Source organism: Tropicimonas sp., from assembly GCF_047971885.1.
GTDB lineage: Bacteria > Pseudomonadota > Alphaproteobacteria > Rhodobacterales > Rhodobacteraceae > Tropicimonas.
In genome coordinates this window covers 1-4416 of record NZ_JBKEAE010000143.1, presented here as the reverse complement: position 1 = coordinate 4416, position 4416 = coordinate 1, and the positions used below count along the sequence as shown (strand labels likewise).

General features: G+C 62.3%; 3 protein-coding genes and 2 pseudogenes. 1 reads left to right on the top strand and 4 read right to left on the bottom strand.

The genetic code is table 11. From position 1 onward, the window contains the following. Nucleotides 1-431, top strand: a pseudogene (locus tag ACK5IR_RS12155) (heme biosynthesis protein HemY); the annotation flags it as partial. 482 nt (nucleotides 432-913) lie between these two features. Here the strand turns inward: ACK5IR_RS12155 and cybH are convergent. From cybH to ACK5IR_RS12135, 4 genes and pseudogenes are all read right to left on the bottom strand, one after another. After that, nucleotides 914-1660 carry a Ni/Fe-hydrogenase, b-type cytochrome subunit gene (gene cybH, locus ACK5IR_RS12150; protein ID WP_416929259.1) on the bottom strand — a complete coding sequence of 249 codons (747 nt, stop codon included), beginning with the start codon at nucleotides 1658-1660 and terminating at the stop codon, nucleotides 914-916. A 9-nt stretch (nucleotides 1661-1669) separates the two neighbouring features. Next, nucleotides 1670-2242: a HupE/UreJ family protein gene (locus ACK5IR_RS12145; protein WP_416929257.1), complete on the bottom strand. Its 573-nt coding sequence runs from the start codon at nucleotides 2240-2242 to the stop codon at nucleotides 1670-1672. Nucleotides 2243-2257: 15 nt separating this feature from the next. Continuing rightward, a complete protein-coding gene (locus tag ACK5IR_RS12140) occupies nucleotides 2258-4051 on the bottom strand; it encodes a nickel-dependent hydrogenase large subunit (RefSeq protein WP_416929255.1) in 1794 nt (597 codons plus the stop codon). Between the two features lie 2 nt (nucleotides 4052-4053). Further along, nucleotides 4054-4416 (bottom strand): annotated as a pseudogene (locus ACK5IR_RS12135) (uptake hydrogenase small subunit); the annotation flags it as partial.

Here is a 4416-nt window from a genome sequence, read left to right as displayed (position 1 = left end):
TGGCCGTCACCGATCCGACGGCGCGGTCGCTGTCGATCATGGCCGCGATCGAACGGGGCGAGGGCACCGACGACGCGGTGGTACGCGGCTGGCTTGCCAAGGCCGTCACCGCACCGCGTGGCCCGCAATGGGTTTGCGACAAGTGCCAGAAAGTCGAGCCCAACTGGATGCCGGTCTGCTCCAACTGCGGCGGCTTCGACACGTTGTCCTGGCGCAGCGCCGGGCAATCGGAAATCTCAATGCCGACCGGGGCGGAAATGCTGCCGCTGATTGTCGGAAAACCCGTGCAGGCCCCGGCAGAGAGCGGGCCCGCCACGGAAAGTGCCTCCACGACCGATCCCGATCCGGCACAGGAAGCCGACGTCGTGGACGCCACCGGCGGCAACACACAGGCAGAGCCGGACAATCCGGCACCTGAAAAGGAGAAATAGGCACACACACTCCGCAGGGAATGCAGTGCAGACCCGTCACACCTGCGGGGGACTATTTCCGCCGGGACGGCAGCACCCGGCGGCGTGGCCGGGATTTTCTCCGCCAAGGGGCTTTGTAGTATAAATCCGGTTAAGGGCGGCCTTCCCCTTTTTCCAGACGGGCTTGTCCGGCGGTCAGACTCTGTTGCGCAAATCTGGTGACGGCCAGACGTCGCCTTTTCCCGGACAGACCTGTGCCACGGCTTCCGTGGCAGACATGCCGAGCGCGGTAAAGCCGTTGAGCACGCCGATACGGGCCTGAAGCCTGGTGGGCAGACGGTAAGGGTCTCTTGTCATTCGCCGCAACCCCGGGAATTTCATGCAATGCATCCAATCGTCGGGATTCCAGTCCAGCCAGTTATTGCAGCAGGCTTTCCACAAAGTCCGTCGTCTGCCCGAGCGCCATCGCGAAGCGCCTTTTGGGGACGCATGCGGCCACCCCGTTACGGTCTGTCGTCCTTGAATGTGCGGCGCCCGGAGATCATCGTCGAGACGATGGACTGGCGGCTCATGATGTCTTCGCGGATCGCCACATACATATGCGTGATCATGAAGACCATGATCCACCACATGCCCAGATGGTGGAGGGTATGCAGGACCTGCGAGTTACCACCGACGAGCGTGAACATCCATCCGGTCAGGGCGTAGAGCACACTGTCCCTGCCCAGGCCCTCGGAGTAGAGCGCGAGACCCGAAAGGATCATGAAGGTCACGCCAACGGTGAAGAACAGGAATATAGCCAGCTGTGCCAGAGGGTTGTGACCGATGTACTTCTTCGGCTCCTTCTCGATGAACATGTACCAACGTGTTTCGAACAGCACCTCGCTCCAGTATTGCGCGCTCCAGAACGGAACGTAGAAAAGCTGGCGCGCATGATGATTGCCGACGATCGCCCAGTAGATGCGCCCCAGAAATCCCGTCGTCAGGATCATTCCGGCAGCAAAATGCGCAAAGCGCAGATAGCCGAAGACGAACTGATGCGTCGCCTCGGCGACCTGCATCGAGGGCGGAGGCGAACCGATGAAGTAGCCGGTGACACACAGCACGACAATGGCCGCCGCATTGACCCAGTGCCAGATTCGAACCGGCGCCTCGTAAACATAGATCGAGGTCTGCCGGCGGGCCGAGCGTCTGTCCTGCTCGTCCGAATCGGGGGCGGCAAGGGTTGAGAATTCTTTGGCTTCAGACATGACGGCCTCTTATCCGACGATCAGGGCAAGCCCTGATGCAATGACAGTTCCGCCGATGGCACGCTGGAGCGGTTCGCGCCCGGCGACGAGGCGGGCCAGGCAGATCCCCGCCAGATGCAGTGCCGCGGTCGAGATCACGAAACCGGCGAAATAGGCGGCGACCATGCCAGTCGCCTCGCTGACGTGGGCATAGCCGTGGCTGGCGGCAAAGAACCCGATTGTCGCCAGCGAAAGAACGGTCAGTTGCCACCGCTGCTTCTCGCGCGACACCAGCACCAGCGCACCGAAGACCAGGACCGAGGCAAGTATCATTGCCTCGACGCCGGGGACCGGCACACGGGCAGCCGCCAGCCCGCCGCCGGCCACCATCGCCGACAGGAACACCGCCGCCCCGGACAAGACCCGCGAGGGCAGAACGAAGCCCGACCACAATCCGACGGCAAGCATCGCCAGAAGGTGATCGGCGCCGAGGATCGGATGTTCCAGCCCGTGCACAAGGCCGGTTGTCGCGCCGCCGCCGGTATGAGCCATGACAGGGGCAGCAACCAGCGACAATGCGATGCCAGGCAGAATACGGTTCATCATCTTGTCCTTTCGCTAACGCACCTTGACCCGCGCCAGTTCATCGCCGTCCGGCGACATGACATGGGTCGAGCAGGCCAGGCAGGGATCGAAACTGTGCAGGCTGCGCAGGATTTCGACCGGTTCTTCTGGGCGCTCCATCTTTGTGTTCATCAGGCTGGCCTCGAACGCGCCAATGTTGCCCGCCGTGTCGCGTGGGCTGCCGTTCCAGGTGGTGGGAACGACGCACTGGTAATTCTCGATCCGGCCGTCCCTGATCCTGATCCAGTGACCAAGGGCACCGCGCGGCGCCTCGGTCGTACCGACCCCCATGGCCTCTTTTGGCCAGGTCGTGGGCTCCCACTTTTCGATATTTGCGGTGTTTTCGTCGCCATTCCGGATGTTCTGAACCAGCTTGTCGAAAAAGTGCCGCTGCAGGCGCCCGCAATATTCGCTTTCCAGGGCGCGGGCGGCCGTGCGCCCGAGAGTAGAGAACAGCGCCTCCAGCGGCAGGTTCAGCGCGCGCAGGAAGCCGTCCACCTGATTGCGGATGTCCTCGTGCCCCTTTGCATATCCCACGACATAGCGGGCCAGCGGACCGACCTCCATCGCATGCCCGCGCCAGCGCGGGGCCTTGATCCACGAGTATTTCGCCGCCTCGTCCAGTTCCCTGATATCGGTTCGGGTGCCCTTGGCGTTGGGGCCAAGCTCATACTGCGGTTCGGTCACACCATCCCAGGGATGCAGGCCCTTGCCCGGCTCGCCATAGGTATACCAGGAATGATCGACAAATTCCTGTATCTGTTCGGGGTCGCGAAGATCGACATCGTGCACCTCGTTCAGGTTGCCGTCGACGATCGCGCCGCGGGGCAGATGCAGCTGCTCGGGGCTGAAATCGTTCGGATGCTCCGGGATATCCCCATAGGCGAGACAGGATTTCGAACTGAGCCCGCCGCCGTAGAGCCAGTTCCTGTAGAACCCGCCGATCGCCTTTACGTCGGGCAGATAGACATCGCGGATAAAGGTCTCGCACAGGTCGAGGATCGAACTGACCAGATTCAGCCGCTCCATGTTGATCGCGCCCACCGCACCCGTCGAATGGACGTTGATCGGGCACGGGACCCCGCCGACCAGCCAGTTCGGATGCGGATTCTTGCCGCCGAAGATCGTGTGGACCTTGACGATCTCCTTCTGGAGATCGAGCGCCTCGAGGTAATGCGTGGTGGCCATCAGATCAGCTTCGGGCGGTAGCAGATAGGCCGGGTTGTCCCAGTAGCCGTTCTTGAACAGGCCAAGCTGGCCGCTCTCGACAAACTGCTTCAGCCGGTTCTGCACATCGCGGAAATAGCCGGGGCTGGACAGCGGATGCGATGGCGAAACCGCCTGCTGCAACTCGCTTGTCGCCCTGGGGTCGGCGCGCAGCGCATTCACCGGATTGACCCAGTCCAGCGCATGCAGGTGATAGAAATGCACGATATGGTCGTGGACCTGCAGATTGAGCTGCATGATATTGCGGATCGAGTTCGCGTTATCGGGAATGGTGATCCCCAGGGCATCCTCGACCGCGCGCACCGAGGTCAGCGCATGGGTGCCGGTGCACACACCGCAGATACGCTCGGTAAAGGCCCAGGCGTCGCGCGGATCGCGCCCCTTCAGGATCACCTCCAGCCCGCGCCACATCGTTCCGGTCGAGACGGCATTGCGGATGATGCCATTCTCGTCCACATTCACCTCGCAGCGCATATGGCCTTCGATCCGGGTAACCGGGTCCACGACGATACGCTGCCCCGAATTGTCCAGCGAATATCCATTGGGTGTCTGTACGACCATGATCAGACCTCCTCGCCGATTTTTTGCTGCGTCTTCTTCTGCGCGACCTTCAGCGCGGTGATCGCGGCGTGGATGGCAGCGGCACCGCCCACGACACCGGCCGCCGCCAGACCCACCTCGTCGGCGTTCTTCTCGACGCCGAATTGCGTAAGGTCGGTCACGCGGTCATAGAAGCTGCCCTGATCCCAGAAGTCGTTCTCGGAACAGCCGATGCAGCCATGGCCGGACTGGATCGGAAAGCTGACGCCGTTGTTCCAGCGCACGGTCGAGCAGGCGTTGTAGGTGGTTGGCCCCTTGCAGCCCATCTTGTAGAGGCAATAACCCTTGCGCGCATTCTCGTCGTCCCAGTGCTCGACGAACTGGCC

Coding starts and splice junctions, on each gene's coding strand:
- ACK5IR_RS12140 (WP_416929255.1), bottom strand. CDS start 4,051: ATGGTCGTACAGACACCCAATGGATATTCGCTGGACAATTCGGGGCAG.
- cybH (WP_416929259.1), bottom strand. CDS start 1,660: ATGTCTGAAGCCAAAGAATTCTCAACCCTTGCCGCCCCCGATTCGGAC.
- ACK5IR_RS12145 (WP_416929257.1), bottom strand. CDS start 2,242: ATGAACCGTATTCTGCCTGGCATCGCATTGTCGCTGGTTGCTGCCCCT.